Genomic DNA, 21,080 nt, shown 5'->3' on the forward strand with positions numbered 1-21,080 from the left:
GCATTGCTACTTGTAGGTCATCGTGAAGCTGAGGGCCCCTTTGGCCTTGCCCGGCCGGATCGCGCTGCTGGCCTGTGTCTGGTAGAAGCGGGCGTAAAAGTTCAGCACAACGTTACCGGGTGTGATCACCATCATTGGCACTTCGGTCTGCAGCTCCATGGGCGTGACTCCATCACCTTTGAGAATCTGAATCCCCATGCCCTTGGCGTCCGAGTCGCTGGTCAGGGTAAAAACCCCGCTGCCGACAGCGCCCTCGGGAACAGAGCCTTCGACACCATCGAGCTGGATATGCGCCGTTGCCACGAAGCCTGCGTCCATGTAGGTCTCGCAGTTACTCAACGCAATACTGAAGGGCACCGCCGGTGTGGTGAAGCCGGGACCGGTGAAGTCCGCGCTGTCCCACTCACCCAACTGCACCGGGTCGGCACTGACCGGATCTGCACCAACGCTGCACTGTGCCTGAAGTATCGTGCCGGTTAGCCCGTACTTCATGATCCTGCCAAGCGTTGTCACGCTTCCGGAGAACAGTTCGCTGCCATTGAGCACATTGGGGCCGGAGGGGATCGGTCCGGTCTTGACCAGCGTTACATAGTTGTGCAAATGAACCAAAGGCAGGCTCGTGAGCATTTTCTGGTGGTCGTTGAGGCCGATGAACGGAACGGAGGCGCTTCCTCCTACAGGCGTGAAGCAATTGCTGCAGTTCCTGTCATACGGATACCCCAGTCTTATCCGCACTCCGACGCCCGGAATATTGGTTTGCAGTATCTTGCCTGTGAGGTCTTCCCCGTTTATCGGCTCCAGCGTGCCAGGAAATATCGGAACCGTAGCCGTTGCATTGAATTCCAGAAGAGCCGTGCCGTCATTTCTGCAGGCCGCCTCCAGACCTGCCTTGTCTGGCGTGGCTTGAAGCATATCGATGCTACCGATAAAGGTGCCCACTGGGGCGTCTTTCGGGACGTAGAGCGTGCCGATGTCGCGCCGGTAATCTTTTATTCCCGGTGGGGAAATCCAATAGCAATCGTTGCTCGGTATGTCATCCGGTACGTCGGAATAAGCCGCAGCACTATAGCTGGTCCCCAACAGGATCAGACTGGGGAGCAGGGCGTTCAATGCAGAGTTCATGGGGGGATTCCTGAAATAACAATGTCGCGGATGGCTCAGACCTGATGTCACTGGGCACACTTCATGTCTTGCATTCGGTAGCCCTTGGCCAGAGGCATGCCGGCGGGGTCTATGTGCAGATGACACTGAGGGTCGCTTTTCTCACCCCAACGGACATCGAGGGTTTGTGCCTGCATGCCGGTGGACAGCAAAATCTGCCCGCCCTGACCTGCGATGCCCAGAATGTTGCCCTGCGCATCGCTCACCTGGGCACCGAATGGCAACGGTTTGCCACCGTCAGTGGTTGCATTGATGATCAGGCGTGTCACCGTGCGCGCAGCGAAAGTGGTCTTGATCACGGCACCCCTGGCAGGTACTACTTGACTACTGGCGTTATCGATTTCCACCTCGGGCCCCAGTCGGTCGGTTTGCAAGGTGATCGGGTTATGGCGGTAGGGACGCAGATAGGGCATCAATGCGTAGCCGCGACTATTGGTCCTGACACCGGTAGCGTTCTGTATGCCAACGCCGGGTGTATCGGGTACTTCGATCAGGGCGATGGTGTCGCCCAGATTCGGGCCGAACTCGATGCCGTCCGCATGCAGCAACAAGGCACCACTGGCGTTGACTGATGCACTTCGATAATCATTGCCTTGGGTCACACCGGCGCCGAGGCTGGCGAAGGGCGCCTGATAGCCGGCCGCAAGGCCTGCACTTTGCTGCTTGCCGTCATCGTTGCTCAGACTGGCGTGATAGTTGACGCGGTTTTCATAGAGGCTGCCGCTCAGGCTGCCCCGTTGACTGTGGCGATTGGCGCTGCTTTGCAGGTCGAATGTGGCATTGCTCGAATGGCCGGTGTCGAGGGGCATCGAGATGCTCAGGCCGAACTGCCGGTCGTTGCCGCGGCTACTACTGGCTGCGCTCAGTGACTGTGAGGCGTAGAAGTTATAGGTGATCCCGGCACGATGGGTGTTGAAATTGAATTGAAATTGTCGCTGTTCGATATCGCTGCCCCAGTAATCCTGTTGCGACAGCGTCAGACCAGCGTTGCTGCGTAAGCCGATTCTCTGATGAACCGAAGCTTCCAGGCGGCTTCGGCGGCTGCCTGTGAACGTAGCGTCGTTGCTGCGCTGACTGACGGCTTCGTCGAAATCCCGATAGCCTTCGGTGGAGTAGCGATAACCTGCGAAGCGCAGATTGGTCTGGGTAGTGAACGCCTTGCCATACTTGATGGCGTAACTCATGCCTTGCGCGCTGGACTGACCGGGTTGGTCGATGCTGGCGCTTGACCGGGTCACATCGAATGCCATCGCCCCCAGCGTGCCCATGTCCCGTGACACGCCCAGTGCAGCGGCGTGGTAGAAGTCGCTGGTTATAAGTCCGCCATAAAGTGTCGAGTTCCAGCCTGTTCCAACGGCCAGCGTTCCTTGCCACAGCCAGGGATGCTCGGTGGCGTAGGCACCGTTGAAGCGGCCCAGGGCGGCGCTGTATTTCCAGGCGCCTTCGCGCAACAGGTTACTCATGGTCGAGTAAGGTTGGGTAAAGCGCCGTACCTGACCATCGGCCTCGGTCAGCACGATCTCCAGTTCGCCGCTGCCCGCCGTGTTCAGGTCATCTATTTCATAGGGGCCGGCACTGACATATGTGGAGTAGATCGGGTATCCGTTGCGCAGCACTTCCAGTTTGGCCCTGCTTTGCGCAACGCCACGAATCACCGGTGCGTAACCCTGCAGGGAATCGGGGAGCATCTCCTGATCGGTTTTGATCAACCCGCCCTTGATCGGCACGCTCCGGAAGACATCGCCGCCGGTGTAGGTTTCACCCAGGGTCAGGTTAGCGTGCGTGCCGGGCAGGTCGCGCTGTGCATAGGCATAGGCTCTGGTCCACTCGCGATGTCCCTGTGCATCCTGACGCACGCTTTGATTGCTGCGCAATCGCCATGATCCCAGGTTGATACCGGTGTTGAGGTACAGGTCTGCGCTGCTGCTGGTGCCTGTCTCCCTGTGGGTCGTCTGTTGCGCCGAGGTCTGGTAATTGATGAAGGCGGCGTTGATGCCGTAATCCCAAAGCGCCGGGTCCACTCGCCCGTTGGCATCGCGGCGCATGGCGATCTGCGGTATTGAGATCGACAGTTGCAGTCTGCCGCCGTCCAGTACGACCCTGGCGTCCGGAATCAGTTGCCCCAGCGCGACACAGGCGACTTGCAACAAGGCCGGGTCGGCCAGACTGCCGAAACGTACGCCGATCTGCTCCAGCAACTCCGGCGACAGGCAGGGTAGCAGGCCGTTGCCTTGTGGGTCGGCATCGAAACGGATCTGACGTTGGCCGAAATAGCGCATATTGACGTGGATTTCTACCCAATGCTCGCCTGGCCCGAGGCTCTCGACAGCTGACAAATGGTTCAGCACGCTGGCCGCGGCTGCACTGTCATAGTCCTGGCCCTGACGCAGGAAGCCGGGCTGGAAATTGACGGCGGTTGCCGCTCTGGTCGGCTCCAGTACAACGGTAACGCTGCCGCACACAATCAGCACCTGCATAAAGCGCAGGCGCACTGGTATGAACCCGGAATCGGGTAATAGGGTCATGTTCAATGTCCTGGGATGAAGCGGGCTTGCGCTGTTTCAGTCAGTCAGCGTGGCCGTAGCTGTCAGCGGCTGGCTGTAGCCGCCGTAATCGTTGATCGCGGCAAACACCACCTGAAGGCCCGGTACCGCTTTCGTTTCGTTGAGCTTGTAATGGCGAGAGCTGAACGGGCCAAGCATGGCGACTTCACTGACCTTTTCAGTCCTGCCACCGCCGGAGACGTCGAGGCGAATGAACGACACATGAAAGGGGGTCGGATTCATGGCGGTCAGCTCTGCCTTGCCGGCAATCTGCCGGACCGACCATTGCAGGTCCTTGAGGCGGGCAGTGGGGTTGTCAGTCAGCAGAGCCGGGCGATAAAACAGTTTGATACGGGTACGCAGGGCAATATTCAGTACATTGCCTTGCGAAGAGTTGGCCTGAGGTATTTCCTGCACGTTGAAGTAGAACAATGATTCACGATCGGAGGGCAGGTCCTGGGGCAGGCCATTGATCTGTACGTGTTGTTCCTTGCCCGGATTAAGGCGAAAAAGTGGCGGCGAAGGTGCGAATGGAACGACGGTGACAGTGTCGTCTGCCTCCGTATTTACCCAGGTCTGTACCGCGAACGGCCGATCACTTGGATTGGATATGACCACCGACGTACTGCGCTTGTCGCCATCGAATACTATGCGCGTTGCGTTGACGGTCAGTGCTGCCTGGCTGGCAGGTATATAGGCTGCGCACATGAATAATATCGTGCACCCCGCGAGGGCAGGTCTTTTAAAAGACTGTTGGCACATCATGAAAAGTTACCTTGTACGTTCAGATCCGAAACGGACCTGAACGTATTGAAGATGCTTCACGTGAAAAGACTATTGATCCTTACACAGTGAGCGAGTGGGTCGATGTATCAGTTAATCGCGACAACAAACTGGACATCCGCCGAGGCAGCACCGGCTTCAACGGTAGCTGCTGTCGAACGGTAGTAGGCGTTGAACACCATGTCGGTGACACCACCTTCGACCAGTGTGTAAGGCGCCGACATGTCGCCTGGTTTGATCGAGACCCCGGTCTGGTCCTTGATGACAATCGCAACGCCCTTTGCCCCGTCGGCAGTAGGGGTGACGTCGAAGTAGTCGCCGCTGCTGTCCGCATCACCGGTGAAGGTGACTTTGGCCGTATTCAAGTTACCACTCGCCAGGCCACAGTTGCCGTTGTCATTGACGCGCAGGGCAAAGCTCTTGCCAGACAGTTCGTCACCGATGCCGGTGAAGCGGCTGGCCTCGATAGAGCCCATGTTAACCAGGTTGCCGGCAGAGCCATCGCCCGGATTGACCACTTCGATAGGGCAGGTGGTGGAGGTTATCTTGCCTTCGAAACGGATGGTGCCGGAGTTGGCGGATGCGACAGTGCCGGTCAGTGTGGTTGCCAGAGCAAGGCCTAATACGGATAGCATTTTATTCACGATAAAAACCTTATAAGTATTAACGTTACAAGAGTGGAAATGTAACTATTTATGGTGTCTTGAGAGACGGTTTGTGTTGTACGTCATGACGGGGCGGGAGTTTACAGCAGGTGCGTTAGTTGCGAAGTCTCTGGCGGGCTTTGGTTAGTGGCGGGAGGTGTAGGACATTTCCTAAATTAGTGTCATACATTTAAAATCTTGAGTTTTACGTTGTTCCGGGTTTTTCATGGGGCTGTGCTTGTCTGTTCGGGCAGAGAATCCGAAGGGGCAAATGTAACGGTATGGAAATACAGGCGTTGACTGAAATGCCGCCGACAGCGATGGGCTTTTTATCGGCGGCGGGAAGTTCGGTTCTCTCACCTGCGAATCTCGTATATAAGCATGTATACGTTCTGTCCTAATTTGCCAAGCTGTTTTGTAAAAGCTGTGCTTCGTGCCAGCCATGAAGGGCTGCTGGGTGATGCTTCATTAGTTACCAATTGCTGGTCGCGCCTGGCGTAAGGGCCTGTCATTGGCCGCGGGTTGGGTCGCGGTGGCACAGGCTTTGACTTCCCGACCGCTCTTGGAATCAACGTATTCTCTGCTAAGTTACCTGCGCCTGAATTCGCTGGATTCGTTGGAGCAGCCCCATCCTCAGACGTGGACTTCGACCTGTTCAAAAACCTGAATAGTCTGCCCGTCAATACCGGCTTAGTTACATCGTCCCCAACGTGGACCGCAGCATGGACCGCTCTTTTAAGCGTATGTCTCAATATCCCCCCACTGATCTCTACAGCGGCCCCGATATAGCCGAGGTATTGCCCTGCTTGCATGGCTTTGGTGTTTCCCGTCACCGCACCATAAGTACTGGCAGCCGTTGATGCAGCACTGATAAAGGTTCCTGTCGCCAACACTGCGGTTGTAATGCTGGCGCCCGCGTATGAGGTCATCGATAAGCCTAGAAATGCTATAGGGGCCGTGACGGGGGTGGCTATTCCAAACGTGGTAACTGTCGCGTAGTAACTGAGTAGCGTGAACACTACGCCAGCCGCGAGCGAGACCCAGGTCCATAGGCCCAGGTCACCCCGCATCTCTGCCGGTATCGCATCCTCATCGGGCCGTCGCAGCCTGCCGCTCTGGGAGCTGGCGTCATGCCCGGTGGGGTCGCGCCAGGCAATGGGGTTGCCCAGGCAATAGGTATAGGGGTTGACCCCACCTGCGCCAAAGGGGCTCAAGGAATCGGGGCTGTGAAAACGCATCATGCCGGGGTTGTAGGCTCTGTAGCCATTGCCCAGCAGATACCAGCCCGTGTCTTTTTCGCATACCTCGCCGTTGAACCCAGCGACGCTGAGCAGCGCGTCATCGCTGTGGCGTTCTCCGTAGGCGCTGTAGACAGCTGTTCGCAACGTGTCCTGCTGGAACTCACCAATAACGCTCTGGTTCGCATCCGTCAGCAACAGCAGGGTTTCGGCAGGTTCTCCGATGGTCTGCTGGCCTATGGGTTGCTCGTCAATGTGCAGAAACTGAGTTCGTCGGTCGTCCTGCACCGTGCTGCTCAACTGCTGGCCCTGATAAAAACGCAGTATTTCGCTGTCACTGCCATTGCGGGTGGTGGCCAGATGATCATTGCTGTCGTAAGCGTATGTGTTGATCGGCTCACCTGTCGGTTTGTCCGTCCGTACAAGGCGGCTTTCACTGTCGTAGTACAACAGGTTGCCATGCTCGTCAGCGGACTGATTGCCGTTGGCGTCATAGCTGAACGTCGGGGGCGGTGTGTCCCGTGGAGGCAGGTAGGTGATGCCGAGTAACTGGCATCGGTCCCTGGAATCGGGGTCCCCTTCTTTGCCATAGCGGAAAATGGCCGTCTCAGTGCTGAAGCAGGCCTCATTGCTGACGTCGTCAAATCTGGTAGTGGTCAGGGTCATGTTGTCCAGCTCGTCGAAGATGAACCTCTGGTTGATGATCGCTTTGCCGGATGCGTGCACTGGCCGGTTACTGCCTGAATAGGCGACGCCGCTCAGACGACCTCGAGCGTCATACTGGAACTCTTCCAGCAGCAGCGGGTTGCCCGCTTCCTGCAAATGACGGCTTTGCATGAGCCCGTCGGGTTGCCATTGCTGTGTCAGCGTACGTACAGGGTGATTGCCGGCATTCTGCGTTCTGAGAACTTCCTGTCCCTGGTCGTCATATTCAATACGGTTTACCAGGCTGGTTCCGGCTACTGTGTCATGGGTCGTCATCTCGCAGGGCTGACCCAGTGTGTCATAACGGGTGGTCACCTCCACGTTGCCCTGAACGGCACTTTCGAGTCGGCCGAACGTGTCATACCGGTAAATCGTTTCAACGCCTTTGACACTGTTTTTGACGCCGCCTTTGCTCCGGCCTTTGACTACACCTTTAACCGGGTTTTTGACGTCTTTTTGTTCGACATCGGTGCGATACATCGCACGGCCCTGCAAGGATGTCCGATGAAGGGTTTGCCAGGTCCGGCCTTGCAGATCTTCCCAGGTCTCTTTGGTCAGCTGGTTATGCGCGTCATAAGCGTAAGTGCGCTTGCCCTGCTTATTGGTGGCAGAGATCAGGCGGGCACTGACGTTGTCATACTCGAAACGGGCAGCGTCATCCGGTGCAGTACTGGAGACACTGGAGACGATCTGATCGGTGAGTGCCAGGTTGTAGGTGTAGCTAATGTCATCACCCTTGGCCGTTTTGCGGGTTTTGATCTGCCGGTGACCGTCCTCATACTCGTAATGCTCGATACGTTGCCCTGCCTGGGCCAGTGTCAGACGCCCGAGCCCGTCGAACGTCTGTTTGCCTGCCGCGGTTTTGGTAATACCGTCCGGATGAATCACGTTCAGGCTGGTCGGCAGCTCGGTGGTGCTGAACGGTTCATACTCACGATGTGCCTCGCTGCTATCGGGCAAGCGTGTGCTGACCATGCGCGACCAGGCGTCATAACTGAACTGCGTTTTGTGGTCTGACGCATCGGTCTGTTCCGTGCAGCGTCCAATTCCGTCGTAGAGAAAGGTTTGTGAGCCCAGATCTTTTCCTGCTGCGTCCTGGCTCTTGATCTTGTCCGGTTTGCCGAACATGTTCAGCCAGGTCTCGCTACGACCACTGATCAGAGGTTCTGCGTCACCGCTTTGCACCCAGGTCTTCTGAACAGGACCGTTATGTTCTTTACTGCCGATGGGGTCGTGGTACTGGTGAGTCTGCATGCCGTGATCCGAGGCAATGACAGATTGCTGGTTCCAGTCGTCGTAGGTGTAGGTGTTTCGCATAGCGAACAGTTGCTGGTTGTCGAACCAGTCGTAATCCGTTTCGTATTGCACATTGTTCCAGGCGTTGTACTGCGTTTTATGGATCATGCACATTGCTTGCAGATCATTGCTGTCGATGTGGTCCCGTTCCTCGAGTATTACCCGGCCCAGGCCATCCATGACAGAGCGGGTCTTGACCTTGCGGGCGTCGGTCAGCACTTGTTCTGCGCACTGTCCCGTATCGGAACACAGGGTGTACTCGTACTCGCGACTGGCTTCATAGCCAGCACTTGAATTCGGTGCGATCGTTTCTTTGGTCAGCCGGTTGAGCGCGTCATAGACATAGCGGATCTCCACGCCTTCTTCCAGGATCAGCAGCACCTGGCCGGTCAACAACGACTGCTGTTGCTGCTTGCTTATGCGAGTGTTGTCGAAGCCGATAGTGGTGATCTCTATCAGCTGTACCGGGACCTGCAAGTGTTTGCTGTTGCCCTTGCTGTTGCCCTTGTTGTTGCCCTTGATCTTGATCTTGATCTTGATCCGGTCTTTGCCCTTGCCTTTGATCTTGATCCTGATCTTGCCCTTACCCTTTTTCTTGCGGCTGCTGCTATTGGTGCTGTTGCTGTCGCTGTGACTGATGCTGGCGTGGCTGTACTCGTAGACGGTAACGGTGTCCTTTCCGTTCACGGACTCGATATTTTTCGCGATCCGACCATGCTGGAAAGGCGCGTCCGGCTGGTTGATGTGCTCCAGCAGGATCTTTTGCAACTCCACAGAGGTTCCACCGCTTTCAAGCTGCAGCAGTGTTTCGGTTTCCGGCACGATCCAGTCGGGTAACTCGCTGCCCGTCAGTGCAGGCAGCGTACTGTAGCGATAACGTGTGGACAGGGTAGGGGCCCCGGACTGCGACGATGGCGCGGGTTCGACCACTTTTTCTTTCAGTCGGGAGACAAACCCTTCCGCATCGGCCGGGCAACCGTCGCCACCGCCGGCCGGGTACCAACTGCTGACTTCTTGGATCCCGTCGGCGCGTGTATGCACCAGCGGATTGCCGTAAAGGTCATAGGTATAGGTGACGGTTTCTGTGCGCGTCCGCTCAGGCTCGTCCAGCCGTTGCCAACGGGTGGTGACTTCGCTGGGTAGCTGACAATTGTTGGGCTGCATGGAGTAACGCTCGCCCGGCAGAATGTTGTAGGCGGTCGCGACCGTTTGCTGGTTGTTGTTTTGGGTGGTGACTTCAAGGGTCTGCAAGTGAAAGCGGTTGAAGGTCCGCTCTATGCTGCGCACGGCCTTGCTGTCGACCCACAGGCTTTCGGTACAGACATAGTTGTAGTCCTGCAAGGTTTTGTAAAGGTTGTCCAGGCCGTCGTCTTCCCAGACGATGCGCAGCTCTGCACCGAGAAAATTTCGTGAGTGTTGCTGGCCGTCATTATAGGTATATCGCACATCGACCTTTGCCTGACCGAGGCCGGGATCGATGACGTGCTTGGTCACTCTGGGTAGGGGCGGGCGACCGGCGCTGTATGGAAACGCATGGCCTTCATCCTCGTAGTAAACATCTTCGCTGCTTCCAGACGGTGTCTCTACATGCTTCACGCACCATTGATGGTCGTTCTCCAGGGTATATTCAAAGCGCCATGACGCATTATTCTCGGTGGGCAGGGTGATGCGCGATACGCGTCTGTCGGTGCCGACGAGGGTCATCAAAAAGCGCGCCAGTGGAGCACCGCCAATGCCCTCATACGGATGCAGTTTCAGCTCGACGAAATCGTCGCTGCGTGCAATTTCCAACAGCGTCTGACCCAGGTCGTCAGTGATCGAAGCAAGCATGTAGGTGCTGCTTTTGAACAGCTTGTGCTTGAGCGTGATGCTGTGCCCGGACGGCGCGATGATTTTCACCGCCCAGGCCATTCTTTTATTGCCGCTGATGTGCAACTCGAGGATTTCCACCAGACCTGATTTGTGCACCACCCGGTAGGACGTATCGTCCTGCTTGTAGAAGTGGAAGGTGTCAATTTTCTTCTCGGTCATCGTCCGTAGGCCGTTGCTGCCGGTGCCGTCGACCAGGAAGGTCTCGCCTGTGCTGAGGGACAGGATCTGAGTGGCAGGGTTGTATTGTGAAACCTGTAGATTCCAGCCCATGCCATAGCCGCTGTCCAGCGTATTTAGCTGACTGTAGGACAGGTCGAGTCGGAACCCTGGTCCGCGCAGGTCATTGCTTTGCAGTTCGGGCATGCTGATCGATATGTTGTACAGCCCGGTGCGCGGGTCAACGCCGCTTTTCAGACAACTCATGAAATTGAACGCGTTGGAGTGCACGGAAGTAGAAGCAGCCATGGAGCGGACCTCGATGATTGATGCGGGACAAGCGCTGCGGTGTCTGACGATTGTGCAGTCCTTGCGCTCTGTTCATTGACGCCCCCCAAGCCTGAACTCCCTGAGGCGTCCGTGTGGCTGGAGGTCTTGCCTAACCCTAACAGTCCGAACCCGGGCAACAACCTAGCAGTAGTGCTAGTGGGCAACTGGTGGGCACCGGCGTAAAAAAGTCCTATCCGCATTTGCAAGGTCAACCCTTGCGATACACCCATTCAGGCGGAAACGAGAAAGGAGTCTCACTCATGGCGCTGGATTTTCCCGCCCCCAAGGTGCCCGACCTGCAGCAGCCCGGGAATTACCTCGACCTGGATCAGTTGGGCGGCGCCGACCTGCTCACCTGGATCAACTATCCAGGTATCGAAAAAGGTGATTGGTTCATGCCCAACTGGCGAGGTTGCAGCGCCTTGGGCGCAGTGGAGGACTATGTCGGCGAACTTGTCGAGGTCGGGGACCTGGAGCCTGAAGGCATGCTGCTGAAGATCAATAACCCGTTGCTGACGAGGCTTGACAATGGCTGGGTGTTTTACTCGTACATAGTCGAAGGCAGCATCGAGGAATCCCAGCGCCTGTTTTTCTATGTTGGCAAACGTCCACCAACGGCTGCCGGGCTGGGGGTGCCGCAATGCAAGGAGTCTCACGATCTGAAGCTTGATCCCGACCTGCTGTGGGGCGTCAATCAGGTGTCGATCGTGACGCCGCCGTATCTGGCCATGCGCGAGGGCGACAAAGTGATCCTCACACTGGATCTTTATTTCGACGACGGCTGCCCCTCGGACCCTTGGGTCGAGTCCCGGTTATTGACTGGGGACGAGGTGGGCCAGCCTTTGCGGTGGTCGATAACCACTAGCGTATTTTTTCCAATTGCAAATGGCGTCGCGCTGATGAGCTACCGCATCGAGTATGCCGATTCCACATTGATAACGGATTCAGTCACCCAGTCACTGGCCATCGTCGCACCGTCAGCGGCGTTATTGCCGGCATTGAGGATCAAGGATTTCAACGGTGGCTCACTGGATCCGGAAGCCTTTCCTGGCGGCATCACCCTGCTGATCGATCCTTCGGGCATGCAGATCGATGACGATGTCGTGGTTTACGTTTCCAGCGGCAATATGCTGGTGCAGACCCTGAGGGCCGACATATCCAATCTCGACAGTGGCGTACTGCAGTTCTCGCTGGCGAATGCCTGGCTTTGCGCCAATAACGGCAAGGAAATCGAGCTGGTGTATCAGTACGCGCGACCAGGCCATGCCGCCAGCTCGTTGCCGCGCAAGGTCATGCTGAGTCTTGCGCTCGATCTTCCTGTGCCCGTTATCGACCACGCCACGATCGAGAGCTCTGGAGAATGGGGAGTAAAGGGCTATATCAATGCCTCGTGGCTGCAGAGCGGGGTGAAAATTCGCATACCGGACAATGCTTTCATCGGTGACGATTCCACGGTACAGATGCACTGGGATGGCAATACAAGCACGGGCAGCTTTATCGCTGATCCTTCACCAGACGATCCGCGCCTGTTCATCATCCCGTCCACGGCGGTTCCGGCCAATATGGGCAAGTGGGTAGATGTGTATTACAAGGTCGTTTCGCTGTCGCAGTCAGGCACTTCGCCAGTATTCGAACTGGAAGTCAGAGGCCTTGTCGGTGTTTGGCCGGTTATCCAGATCATGCGACCACGCATTACCGATACCAAGCTTTACCTCGACCTTGTGCCGTCAGAAGGTGCGGGTCTGGACCTCGCATCCTGGCCCTATATGGCACCCGGGCAACGGGTACGAATCAAGGCCATTGGCTTGTCACAATCGGGTTCGCCACAAGCGCTCGGGCTACGTACCGGCGCAGCCGAACCGCTCAGTGAGGCGGAATACCAATCCAAGCAGGTGTCGGTGATCATCCCGAGGGACTTTCTGGAGAGTCTGAAGAGAAACGAACTGACCAACACCGTGGCGGTTGAAGTCAGCTTTGATGACGGGGCGACTTACACACAGTTTCCGTCTATCGATTTCGAGGTACTGGACGGTCATTCTTTACAGGCCGGCGGGCTGGCGCAGGACGCAACAGCCACTGGTATGACCCCACACATGCAAGGACGCAACCCTATGGCCAATAACACGCTGAACCACCTGACCGAGTGGATGAAAGACCCCGCTAACAATGTTATGTGGGGTTGGGACTCCATCGCTGCAATGGCCCGAGGCGAGGTGAATAACCTGTTGCTTCAGGAGTATGTTGCGCGTTTTTCGTCGGACACCTGTATAAAGCCTGTGAGCGGAGAGGTGATACTGAGCGACGGGTTTAAAGAATGTATTCACAATTTTATTCTGGATGCGCCCAGACTGGCCTTCTCGAACGATAACCTCGGTTATTCTCATGCGACATTGACCTGTTCGATTCTGGGCGGAACCCAATTGACGATGAAGAATAACGTCGATAATTGGGAAGCCTACAGGGTTATCCATATCGATGCGCTGCAAGGTCCGAAGCTGACACTGGATCTCGCGCTGGAAATGGTCCCGGGCAATATCGAGAGCGATGGCCGGGTGCGGCTCGACCTCAAGGACAGTGACAATTTCATTCTTACCTTCGCGGCTGACAGGGCTGACCGGGCACTCGGCGGAGATTTTTTCAAAGCCCTGTTCAATGATTTGCCGGACGATGAGCGCATATGGACGCTTGGCGTGATCAAGCGTGGCAGCAATGATCTGATGCACCCTCAGTCTTTCAAACTGCGCACCCAGACCAATCCTGCAGCACCTCTCGACCCGCATGCCGCCAACTATGGCGACGGGGCCGTGCTGGTGTTCATTCGTCTGGAAGGCAGTCAGGAAGACGGCGACATCCCGGTAGAGTACCAATACCTGATACCGGATGATGTCGGGAAAGATTACTCAGCAACAGTTTTGTTCAGTGCTGAGCGTACGTTCAAGGCGGCACTGTTCATCGGCGAGGTGACCAAGACCATTGCTTCGGTTATTGCAGACGTGGATTTCGAACTTGTTCATGATGGCTCCGGCCGACTGGTCAAGGCGACGGCCAAGTCGGGCAGATTGAAGACGTCCGAGTCGAGCAGCCGGGATGTTGAGGTTGAAATCGATCGCGTGCCAGTCATGGCAAATGTTTACAAACCCGAGACCTGGCTTGAGGCGTTGGAGAGCACGCCTTTGTCAGTGGAACTCATTTGCGATGGCACGGTGGCATTGACCTGGAAGCCCAAAGCTATACCCAGCGTTGTGCTTACGTTGCTAGGCAAGACGGTACTGGTCATGACCAAGGTCATCACGGTCGATGTACGGTGCATTTATACCTTCGCCGAAGAAAACAACGACCTCGTTCTGACCCCCAGCCTCACGATAAATACCACCAGCGGTGAACCGGCTTTCGGAGATTTGGATCCACCACCATTGAGCGTCGAATTACAGGTGTTGATAGAGATAGTAAAGGCGAATTTCAAGAGTCTGGACACTCATCCGTTCGAGTCCGGGATCAGGGCCGTACTAAAGGGCAAACTCGCTACCCGTGTGCCGATCAGTTCGTTCATCCGGGACAGTATCAATCTCAATTTCAACGAAGCCATTGTGCCTGATGTACTGCGTGCGCCCAGAGACATAGCCGCCTTCGGGCGCATCAATAGTTCCGGGGCAGACTTTGTCGTCAGCCCGGCGGAGCATCTGATGGTAGTCGACAGTTCCACCACCTTCACCACTCAACCGCTGGGATTGAGTGTGACGTGGGGTGTCGAACGTCTGGATGGTCATACGCAGAACTACGGTGCCATCAATGGTGCCGGCCGGTATTACGCGCCAGAAAGCTCGGCAACCGAGTTTCCGTTCACACGTGTTCGGGTGACGGCCACTGACATGAACTCCAACTATCAGAGTTCGGCGCTGGTTACGATCGTGACCAACCCGATCACCCTCAATCCGTTGATTCAGGTGTGTGACGCCGGGCAGATTGTGGAGCTCGAGGCAGGCTCGCTCGGCACAGAAGAAATGCACTGGTCGCTCAAGGATCCGGTTCCCGGCGAAAGCGGTGTCCTGGAGCCCAGCCAACTGGCTGATGGTGATCACCGTTACGTCGCGGCGCAGCAGGTGTCCGGCAAAACCTACCTATTGGATCAGATAGTCGTGACCAGTGGGCAGGCGAGTGTTTCGTCGTGGGTGCTGGTAAAGCATCAAATCCCACTGTTAACCGTGAAAGTCGTAAGAACCGTGGAGGTTTCGGAAGTTCTGGAGGTTGCGAAGGTCGGCAAGCCCGTGGACGTTGTGACCATTCGTGCCGATCAGGTTCAACTGCAAGCGTTTGCCGATGGCGCTACGCCGGCCGGCGTCGAGTGGAGAATAGGCGCCGGGAGCGGGAGCATCAGTGACGGCTTGTACACCCCCGACATATCGTCGACTGACCGGTTTGTGCTTATTTTTGCCGAGGCCGATCATTCAGTCTTTGACGTCATTGAGGGGCATATCATATTGCCGCTACCGGTGGACGGGTTTGCCACGGAGCTGGAATTGATGAAGGGCAAAGAAGTACCGGCGTCCTGACCCAAGGCACATCGGTCTTATCTATATCAACATCACAGGAGGTGATGTCATGGCTGGTTATTCAGCGGAAAGTCTGTTGGCATGGATGAAAGATAACACGCGTCTCAGAGGCTGGGACGCGATCATTGCTCTGGATGGCGACAAGGTCAACGAGCTCCTCGACCATGTTTACCAACAGAGTCTGGCTCAGGGAATGTCGCGTCCGGTGCCGGACGGAAGTATCACGATTCCCAATACGATTGATTCCCATTTTTTCTCGGGCTGTGTTCTCGGGGCACCAACCTTGTCGTTCAAGCACAGCGTTCTGGAGAATTCGCTGCTGGCTTGGCGCATTCCGGTTATCGCCGGTTTGCATACCGTGGTAGAGAACGCTCTAGGGCAGCACAATGTTCACAGAATCGCAGCCTACGACCCACTGAATGCGCCGGGCCTGGATTTCGATCTGGAAATGAGCAGTCAAAGCGCGGATCTGGTGGTGGACCTTGGTCTGGCTAAAAACCTTTCACTGGATTTTCCGGGCCATTCTACCGAACGAGAGAAGATCGGCGACTTTTTTCAGGATTGGTTCAGCAACCCGGAAAATCAGGAGCAGCAGTTCAGGCTGGGTATTTTCAACGAGCAGAGCAACGAATTGCTCAATGTACGTAGAATTGATGTGCGATCACAGCTTGAAAGCCCCAATGCTGTATCAGTCCATAAAAAAGGCGCGTTGCTGCTGTTCACGACCATGCAATACGGCGTGTCGGGCGGGATTCCGGGTGGCGACTCCGACTTCCGTTACCTGATTCCCAACGATACTCAGCATTCGTATTCGGCGACCGCCGTGTTTTCCTCTCACGCACTGCACCGTGCTGCCTTTGGTCATGCGGCGATACAGATGCTGCAAGCGTCTGAATTCAGCTACAACGTTCCAAACGATAAACCACTGAAGCAGATGGTCGCTCAGGCCGGCACGTTTGAAGTTCCGGCTGGAGAATATCGCAGCGCGGAATTCGTCTTTGAATCGGAATCCTTCAACGTTCAGGCCTTCAACGCCGAGCATCCCCTGACCATTGACTTCGAGTACGCCCAGACCACGCAGACCTGGGAATTTCCCTGCACGCTGGGTTTTCGCTACAGAGCGCTGGACAGCGATGAATGGCAATCGCACAACGCTACCTTCAACATCAGCCTCAAGCATGAGTTTCATCTGCTGGAAGGTGAGTCAGATGATCAAGCAGTGGAAGGGCATCTTTATACACCTTACCTGTTCGATCATGAGGTCAGCGCCGTTCCAGGAACGCTGGACAACCTGAGTGTCAGGGAGCTGGAGCAGGTCAACGGCTTCGTGGCCTACACCGTCAAACACGCTGTGCTTCAAGGGTTGAGCAAAACTCTGGATGCTACCGGCGCCGAGCGTTTTCTGGGCGGCTGGTTATTGCCTGACGAGCAAGTTTTGCAACCCGTACTCAAGCGTCTACCTTATGACCTGGCCGTGTTCGGTCGTATCGATCCCGGTGCGTCCACGTTCAGTATCGCCGGGCACCAGGCACTGATCGGTATAGGCGAAGAGCTGCAATTGACCACCCGGCCTGCGCGGGCGGACATCGCCTGGTCTCTGGAAGATCCTTTGGGTGGCGATGCTGAAGGACTGGGAAAAATCGATATGCAGGGCCGGTATACGGCTCCCGCAACGCTGCCCGCAAGGCAGGGTTTTCAGCGTGTACTGATCAAGGCTATTGACCCGGTGTCGGAGCATGAGAGTACCGCAGTGTTGACGGTGCTCACCAGCAGCGTCAGCGTCAGCCCGTTGATTCAGGTGTGTAATTACGGTGAACGGATAGCGCTTTCAGCACGCAGTTCGCGTGCAACTCCCCTGAAATGGACGGTGGTCGATCCGGTAGCCGGAGAAAGCGGGACGCTTGAGGACGGCGTCGATGCACCGCATGAGAAGTTTTACGTCGCCGGTGCAGGGGGGGCAGGGAATACCTATGTCCTCGACACAATAACGGTCAGCGACGATCAGCACACCCAGTCAATTCAGGTTCTGGTTCTTCGCCACTCACCGATGCTGTTCATCACGCTTGTCAGCGTCAATGATCAGCGTGCCGAGCTGAAAGTCGTCGTCAATGGTCATGACCTTCAAGTCACCTGGAGTCTTGATGGGCCGGGCTCTATAGACGCCACTGGCGTGTACAGCTGTGATGCCGAAGCACCCGAACGCTACGTTGTCGTGTTTGCAGAATTTGAAGACGACGCTTTGGGCACAATGGCCGGGCACTTGATTCTGCCGCTGCCATTGAGTGGTTCCTCCGGTGTGTTGCAGGCACTGACCGGGACAGCGGGGGGCACGGCGGCTAATGCAATGCCCCGTTCATTGAGCGGTATTGTGCAGCGAGCGGGTGCAGGTACCTTGACCCAAGGCTGGGGAGCCGTCGCGGCGGTCAGTCGCAGCGAGCTCAACCGGCATATAGAGCAACAATACATCGAGCGCTATCAGGAGCTGGCCTTCTTGCCGTTGTTCACCGGCGACATCGTGGTGGATGAGCGACAAGGCGACACTGTTCGTCTGAAACAGGTCGAGCTGGGCGTGCCGGTCCTGTCGTTTCTGCCTGACTCGCCGGGCTCCGGCAGTGTCCTCGTCACGATGAACATGGTGTCTGGCCGTTACAGCGGCTTGCATCAGCCGGAGGGGAGTGCAACCACCGTGTCCGGCAGCTCCATCATCAGCGAGCCTATGGGCTTCAGGCTGGCAATGACTGTTGACCTCTTCGTGGGTGATGAGGGGCATGTGCTGCTCGATCTGGCCGACGGGGTTGACATTGCCTGTAATCTGGGGGGCCTCGATGATGTGATCAATCTGCGGCTGGCAGATTTCTTTGCTGAGGAGTTCAAGCAGATTGCACTTCATCGCCGGGTTTTCTCTGTGCTGCAGGCACAGCTCAATCGCTATCATGTTCAGACGCCAGCCAGCTTGCGGCTTGTTACCCGCGCTGCGCCGCGTTCAAGCGATGCGCGTATGGACACTACTACCGGTGATGGCGCGCTTGTGCTGTTCATGCACGCGCAGGATGGCGACGCTGAAGGCGTGTTTGCACCGACAGATGATTTCGTTTATCCGATACCTGATGATCGTGGGGAAGACGGTCAGCCAACCTACGGCACGGTGCTGATGCTCTCGCAAGAGACTCAGTCGATGATCGAGCGTGAACGTCTGCACGTGGCGGACTGCCTGAAGTTCACCGGTGGACGCGTATTCGAACCACTTGAGCAATACCGTCCACATGACCTGCTGTTGTTTGGCAGCCTTCGTTCGACACAGGCCAGCATTACACCCCTGTTTTCGACCCTGAAGGCCGGGCAGACTCAGCGATTTGCCCTGCACAACCCGCAAGGCGAAGAAATACCGGCCACCAGCTGGAGTGCGTTAAGCATTAAAAGCCACCTGGCTGCGGGAAGCGGCAGCATCTCTTCCAGCGGTGTTTACACGGCGCCGGGGCTTGAGGCGATTGGCCATGACGCGTTGCGCGTGGTGATCACAGCCACGTATGAAGAGTCAGGCGCTGTCGTCAAAGTCTCGGCGCTGGTGGGTGTGGTATCACGCAGCATGGAGTTGGCGCCAAGTGTAACGGTAGTGCCAGGGGGGGATGCGCTGCAACCGGTCTCGCTGGCGGCTTCGACGCTTGACGGCAGCCCGGTGAGCTGGGCGCTGTTGGGCACTGAGCTTGGCAGTTTGAGTACGGTCGACAAGGGCGCGCTCTTCAGTCCGGATGCCAGGTCCGGAAAAAGAGCACTGGCGGTGCAACAGATACAGGCGTTGGGTAATGACCGTGGCATCGCTACGGTGCTTATTGCCAAAGGGCAGCAAACGCTGCGTATCGAGCCAGCTTTCGTACCCAGAGCACGGCCAAAGGTAGCGGTGCAGTTACACGATGACAGCGCACTGCTGCTTGGGTTTGAGCGACGCTGGAAAGTGGCGGGTGGGCTAGGCACTGTTGATCAGCAGGGGCTTTTCATGCCGCCCGATCAGGCGTTTGTCGCCAGTAGCGTGGTGAGCTGTGAAGTGCTGAGCAAGGGGGTGGTTATGGCGTACGGCTATAGCGTCATCGAATTATCCGAAGTCATCGATGAAGAAAGTTGGCAAGAAATGTCGATGTTTATCGTCACGGTTCCTGGCTCGTCACCGCCTTACGGTAATACAGGCAATCTGTACCCCAACGGTTATCAGCAACTCAGGCTGCAGATCAAGACCCAGATAAGGCCGCACAACAACATCGAGTACGAGCTGAGTCCCACCGAAAGGGCCTCCATGCGTCTGGTAGACGATGAATCCAATCAATGTATCGAGTCAGTACTCTCCCATCTCGAAGGCATACCCGAGGGGGATGGCCAAACGTGGCGCGTGCGCAGTCAATATAACCGCTTCGAGCTATCCGGGGCCGGCGTCTTGGCTGCTGAATCGGGCCTGGATGCGTCACGGACAATCACGCAGTACTTCTTCCTGCACAGCCGGGCGGTATCGGGTTTCGTCAAAGTCTTCCACGCGAAATTTCAGGATGACAACGCCAAGTGGTGGACCTCTTTGATGGTTGAAGAGATCAACAGCAAGGTTGAAATCACCCCGCGAAACTTGCCCAGGTTCGATGCCCGCAGTTACACCTTCATTCCGCGGCGTGCACATGGGGATGGCGGAGATCCTCCGGTTGATCCGCCGTCGAGTGGGGCTCCGGACTTTGGGGAAGATGTGCATTTCGATTACCAGTTCGAGACCACTGATTACTGGACGCTGACTGTCATTAACCCCGAAACCCAGCAATGGGTGAATTTCGAGACACTGAAGTTTCTGCCCTCCAAGCCTGACGGTGACGGGATCAATACGTCGATCATTCTCTGGGAGAGCGAGCTGGAAGAAGAAAAAATGTTCAGCTGGACGGGTTTTATTTTCGACGACCCTGCGGTTATCGGTGATGTAAGCAAGGTGAACTTTGACGAAGCGCTCCAGGACGTGATGGGGGATGTCCACACGTTGGACATTGACGTCAAGATGTCCTTATTCGAGACCGGCAAACTGGTCATCAGCCTGCACCGCCTCCGGGGCCTTAAATATATCCCGGTAGGTGACTCACGCGACAAATTGATGGGGGAAATAGTAGTCCTGTTGCTCGATAAGCAGGGCAATGCCCATAAACGACGAATCGGTTTTCTGGCCACCGGCGTCGGCAGGCGCAACCGTCTCATGCATACCCTCTATTCGGTATAGAAGCCCGAATAAGGCATTGATGCCACACACCGACAGGGAGTCATTATTATTATGAATGCGCTAAGTAAAACCTTTGCCTGTGTAGTGCTTGCGGGTTTGACAGGCTGTACGCTCGTCCCGTCCCACAGCCCGGTGCCAAAGCCCCCGGCACAGGCGGTTCGACTGATCATGCTCGCAGCAAACGCTGATGGCGGAGGCAAGAACTGCAACTTTACCGCCAAGGACGACACGGTTTATCTCAACAAAGAAGATCATGGGTGCACGAACGATGAGATGAGTTTTATCAAGCTGGATAATGTGCGCTCGGCCATGAAGATATACCTGGAATCCAGAGATTGTAATGATTCGGGAGGCTGGGTATTTGGGCTCGAGACTTATATCGACCCCCTTACAACACCCTGGATATCCATCGACCAGCTCAGAAGCAAACCGGTCGACACCATCGTCAGTCGCGGCGTTGTTGTGATCAAGGCGTATGACGGTGATGAAAATATAAAAGGCAAGTTGTCCTGCGTGCGTGTCGATGTATCGGATTAGCTGTTAGTACAACTGGACTTGTCAGA

At 56.2% G+C, this 21,080-nt stretch carries 8 protein-coding genes; 3 read left to right on the forward strand and 5 right to left on the reverse strand.

The window, feature by feature from the left end:
• Nucleotides 1–6 precede the first annotated feature (6 nt).
• From RYA97_RS25055 to RYA97_RS25075, 5 genes are all read right to left on the reverse strand, one after another.
• Nucleotides 7–1,122: a fimbrial protein gene (locus tag RYA97_RS25055; protein WP_005745277.1), complete on the reverse strand. Its 1,116-nt coding sequence runs from the start codon at nt 1,120–1,122 to the stop codon at nt 7–9.
• A gap of 47 nt (nt 1,123–1,169) precedes the next feature.
• Nucleotides 1,170–3,686 carry a fimbria/pilus outer membrane usher protein gene (locus RYA97_RS25060; protein WP_010200754.1) on the reverse strand — a complete coding sequence of 839 codons (2,517 nt, stop codon included), beginning with the start codon at nt 3,684–3,686 and terminating at the stop codon, nt 1,170–1,172.
• 36 nt (nt 3,687–3,722) lie between these two features.
• Nucleotides 3,723–4,469: a molecular chaperone gene (locus tag RYA97_RS25065; RefSeq protein WP_031594897.1), complete on the reverse strand. Its 747-nt coding sequence runs from the start codon at nt 4,467–4,469 to the stop codon at nt 3,723–3,725.
• Between the two features lie 107 nt (nt 4,470–4,576).
• Complete coding sequence (locus RYA97_RS25070) at nt 4,577–5,131, reverse strand: fimbrial protein (protein WP_029240880.1); 555 nt, start codon at nt 5,129–5,131, stop codon at nt 4,577–4,579.
• A 356-nt stretch (nt 5,132–5,487) separates the two neighbouring features.
• Nucleotides 5,488–10,707 carry an RHS repeat-associated core domain-containing protein gene (locus RYA97_RS25075; RefSeq protein WP_316893295.1) on the reverse strand — a complete coding sequence of 1,740 codons (5,220 nt, stop codon included), beginning with the start codon at nt 10,705–10,707 and terminating at the stop codon, nt 5,488–5,490.
• A 281-nt stretch (nt 10,708–10,988) separates the two neighbouring features.
• Between RYA97_RS25075 and RYA97_RS25080 the strand changes: the two genes are divergently transcribed.
• The 3 genes from RYA97_RS25080 to RYA97_RS25090 are packed head-to-tail and all read left to right on the forward strand — an operon-like array spanning nt 10,989 to nt 21,054.
• Complete coding sequence (locus RYA97_RS25080) at nt 10,989–15,278, forward strand: hypothetical protein (protein ID WP_316893296.1); 4,290 nt, start codon at nt 10,989–10,991, stop codon at nt 15,276–15,278.
• 49 nt (nt 15,279–15,327) lie between these two features.
• Nucleotides 15,328–20,517, forward strand: a complete 5,190-nt coding sequence (locus tag RYA97_RS25085) for an imidazole glycerol phosphate synthase (protein ID WP_316893298.1) — start codon at nt 15,328–15,330, stop codon at nt 20,515–20,517.
• Between the two features lie 51 nt (nt 20,518–20,568).
• Nucleotides 20,569–21,054: a hypothetical protein gene (locus tag RYA97_RS25090; RefSeq protein ID WP_005753400.1), complete on the forward strand. Its 486-nt coding sequence runs from the start codon at nt 20,569–20,571 to the stop codon at nt 21,052–21,054.
• Nucleotides 21,055–21,080: the final 26 nt, after the last annotated feature.

Origin of the sequence: Pseudomonas syringae group sp. 26L6 (genome assembly GCF_032587815.1) — a bacterium.
Classification (GTDB): domain Bacteria; phylum Pseudomonadota; class Gammaproteobacteria; order Pseudomonadales; family Pseudomonadaceae; genus Aquipseudomonas; species Aquipseudomonas amygdali.

Bases quoted from the DNA above. Each gene is read 5' to 3' on its own strand.
- RYA97_RS25055 (WP_005745277.1), bottom strand. From the start codon at position 1,122: ATGAACTCTGCATTGAACGCCCTGCTCCCCAGTCTGATCCTGTTGGGG.
- RYA97_RS25060 (WP_010200754.1), bottom strand. From the start codon at position 3,686: ATGACCCTATTACCCGATTCCGGGTTCATACCAGTGCGCCTGCGCTTT.
- RYA97_RS25065 (WP_031594897.1), bottom strand. From the start codon at position 4,469: ATGATGTGCCAACAGTCTTTTAAAAGACCTGCCCTCGCGGGGTGCACG.
- RYA97_RS25075 (WP_316893295.1), bottom strand. From the start codon at position 10,707: ATGGCTGCTTCTACTTCCGTGCACTCCAACGCGTTCAATTTCATGAGT.
- RYA97_RS25080 (WP_316893296.1), top strand. From the start codon at position 10,989: ATGGCGCTGGATTTTCCCGCCCCCAAGGTGCCCGACCTGCAGCAGCCC.
- RYA97_RS25085 (WP_316893298.1), top strand. From the start codon at position 15,328: ATGGCTGGTTATTCAGCGGAAAGTCTGTTGGCATGGATGAAAGATAAC.
- RYA97_RS25090 (WP_005753400.1), top strand. From the start codon at position 20,569: ATGAATGCGCTAAGTAAAACCTTTGCCTGTGTAGTGCTTGCGGGTTTG.